The organism is Enterobacter sp. ZOR0014, assembly GCF_000798855.1.
In the GTDB taxonomy this organism is placed as follows: Bacteria; Pseudomonadota; Gammaproteobacteria; order Enterobacterales; family Enterobacteriaceae; genus Enterobacter; species Enterobacter kobei.
Window position 1 is genome coordinate 1 of sequence record NZ_JTLF01000348.1, and the last position, 2869, is coordinate 2869.

The 2869-nt window shown below is 57.4% G+C and carries 3 protein-coding genes; 1 reads left to right on the plus strand and 2 read right to left on the minus strand.

Translation table 11 applies throughout. The annotated features are described in order from the left end of the window. Positions 1-176 precede the first annotated feature (176 nt). Complete coding sequence (locus tag L977_RS19885; RefSeq protein ID WP_023337077.1) at positions 177-854, minus strand: isochorismatase family protein; 678 nt, start codon at positions 852-854, stop codon at positions 177-179. Between the two features lie 19 nt (positions 855-873). Beyond that, positions 874-1734, minus strand: coding sequence for a pirin family protein (locus L977_RS19890; RefSeq protein WP_023337078.1), 861 nt, complete (start codon positions 1732-1734; stop codon positions 874-876). Positions 1735-1843: 109 nt separating this feature from the next. Here L977_RS19890 and L977_RS19895 point away from each other — a divergent pair, with 109 nt between their 5' ends. Beyond that, positions 1844-2749, plus strand: a complete 906-nt coding sequence (locus L977_RS19895) for a LysR family transcriptional regulator (RefSeq protein ID WP_032664876.1) — start codon at positions 1844-1846, stop codon at positions 2747-2749. Positions 2750-2869: the final 120 nt, after the last annotated feature.

Sequence of the window (2869 nt, forward strand, 5' to 3'; positions counted from 1 at the left end):
TTTCCAGGCGTGCTCCTTCAGCCACTCGGACACCTCACCATATTGTTTTGCTGCCTGACCGCGTGGGGGGCAACGGGGCGCTACTATAGGGAGTTGCGCTTACACGGTCAAGCAGATTTTCTGTATTCGTGCTTGTTCGGTTAAGCCTTAATCAGCACATGCCGTTGAGGGCTGAATTAACGCTGTGAATCGAGCACTTCGCTGTTTTTAACCACTTCCTGAGCTTTGCTATAGCTTTCGATCAGCAGCTGGTACGCCGGGAAGATATGGGTGTACACCTCAGCCCACTCCGCAGCATCTTCGCGGTTCCAGGTTCGCTGGATCTCAGACGCCACCGCCGCGGTGTCCATCGGTACCACACCGGCCTGCATCACGCGCGCGAGGGTGATCTCTTGCGCCATTTTGCTGTAGGTCCCGGAGGCGTCAATTACCGCAAAGACTTTATACCCATCCGCAACCGCGCTGATGGACGGGAAGGCCATGCAGACGCTGGTGATCGTGCCCGCAATGATCAACGTGTTGCGCCCGGTGGCTTTTACTGCCGCCACAAACTCCGGGTTATCCCAGGCGTTGATCTCACCTTTGCGGGCCACGTACTGAGCATGCGGCGCATTGGCGTGGATCTCCGGGATAAGCGGGCCGTTCGGTCCTTGTGGGACGGAAGCGGTGGTGATCACCGGGATCTTCGCCAGGGTGGCGATTTTTGCCAGCGCCGCCGCACGGGCGCGCAGTTCTGGCATCGGCATATCGCCGACGGTCTGGAACAGCCCGCTCTGGTGGTCGATAAGCAGCATGACTGCATCGTTTACGTCAATGACGGGACGTGTACCGTTGAAGTTTGCAGGGGTAGACATTTTGCGCTCCTTATTACGTTTAGATCTGGCCGAAGCGGCCGGAGTTGAAATCACGAATGGCTTCCGCGATTTCGGTTTTACTGTTCATCACAAATGGGCCATAGCCCACAATCGGTTCATTCAGCGGCTCGCCGGCCATCAGCAGTACTTTTGCGTCGCCGTTTGCTTCCAGATGAAGCTTGTCGCCTTGCTGACTGAATACGATCAGCTGTGCCTCACCCGCTGGCGTGGTGCCGTTCACCGTTACGCTGCCCTCAAGTACCACCAGCGCCGTGCTCCAGCCTTCAGGCTGATTGAGCGTCAGGTGGCTGCCCTGGCGTAGTGTCAGATCCCACACATTCAGCGGTGAGAAGGTATGAGCCGGGCCAGTCACCTCGTCAAAGCGGCCGGCGATGACGCGCAACGTTCCGCTGCTATCCGGCAGCGTGACGACAGGGATATCCGCCTTCGTGATGCTCTGGTAACCGGGCGCTGCCATCTTGTCTTTGGCGGGCAGGTTGACCCACAGCTGCATCATTTTCAGTTCGCCGCCTTTCTGCGAGAACGCGCTGGAGTGGAACTCCTCGTGCAAAATGCCTGCGCCCGCCGTCATCCACTGCACGTCGCCCGGTCCGATGACCCCGCCTTTGCCGCTGGAGTCACGATGTTCCACTTCGCCGGAGTAGACGATGGTGACCGTTTCAAAGCCACGGTGAGGGTGCTCGCCCACGCCACGCTTCGCGCCATCCGCCGGGAAGGTGTAGGGACCGGCATAGTCCAGCAGCAGGAACGGACTGAGTGATTCACCATGTGTCTGATAGGAAAACATCGAACGAACCGGGAAACCGTCTCCGACCCAATGGGGACGAGGTGCGGTATAGACGCCTGTTACGTTTTTCATGATTAACTCCTGATGTGCTGTTGATGTAATTAGCTTATATTCAGAGCTAATATCCCGGTAGAGAGTGAAAATGACATTCACTGTTCTTAAAATGGAACAATGGGGGCATATGCAGGATCTCAATGATTTCGTGTGGTTTGTGAAAGTGGTGGACCACGGTGGGTTTGCAGCGGCAGGTCGGGCGCTCGATCAGCCTAAATCGAAACTGAGCCGCCGGATTGCGCAACTGGAAGAGCGACTGGGTGTGCGGTTGATACAGCGTACCACGCGGCAGTTTACGGTGACGGAGGTGGGGCAAACGTTCTATCAGCACTGTAAAGCCATGCTGGTCGAGGCTGAAGCGGCGGAGGAGGCGGTGGCTGCCTTACAGGCTGAACCGCGCGGTGTTGTCAGGATAACGTGTCCTGTCACGTTGCTGCACGTTCATGTGGGGCCCATGCTGGCGCGGTTTATGTCGCGTTACCCGGGGATCAATCTTCAGCTGGAGGCCACCAACCGGCGGGTTGACCTGGTAGGTGAAGGCATTGACGTGGCGATCCGCGTTCGTCCGCGTCCCTTTGATGACAGCGATCTGGTGTTAAGGGTGCTGGCTGACAGAGGACACTGCCTGGTGGCGAGCCCGGCGTTGATTGAGCGGATGGGCAACCCGATGATGCCTGCTGAACTCAGCGACTGGCCAGGTTTAAGTATGGGGGCGGGCAAGCAACTGCATAAATGGGATCTGAGCGGTCCGGAGGGAGCGAAAGCCGAAATCCACTACACGCCGCGCTTTATAACTACCGATATGCTGGCGCTGCGGGAAGCGGCGATGGCGGGCGTAGGCGTGGTGCAGCTGCCGATTTTAATGGTTAAAGATCAGTTGGCGAAAGGGGAATTGGTGCGGGTTCTGGATGCCTGGGAGCCCAGACGGGAAGTGATCCACGCGGTGTATCCTTCGCGGCGCGGTCTACTGCCATCGGTCAGGGCGCTGGTCGATTTTCTAACCGAAGAGTATGCACGGATGGTGGAGGAGTAAATTCTTTGTAGGTCGGGTAAGCGAAGCGCCACCCGACACCATCACCGCAGAGGAAGCAAAGTTCTCATCCCCCCGTTGGAGAATATAAAAGAAAAAAGCCCGTACTTTCGTACGAGCTCT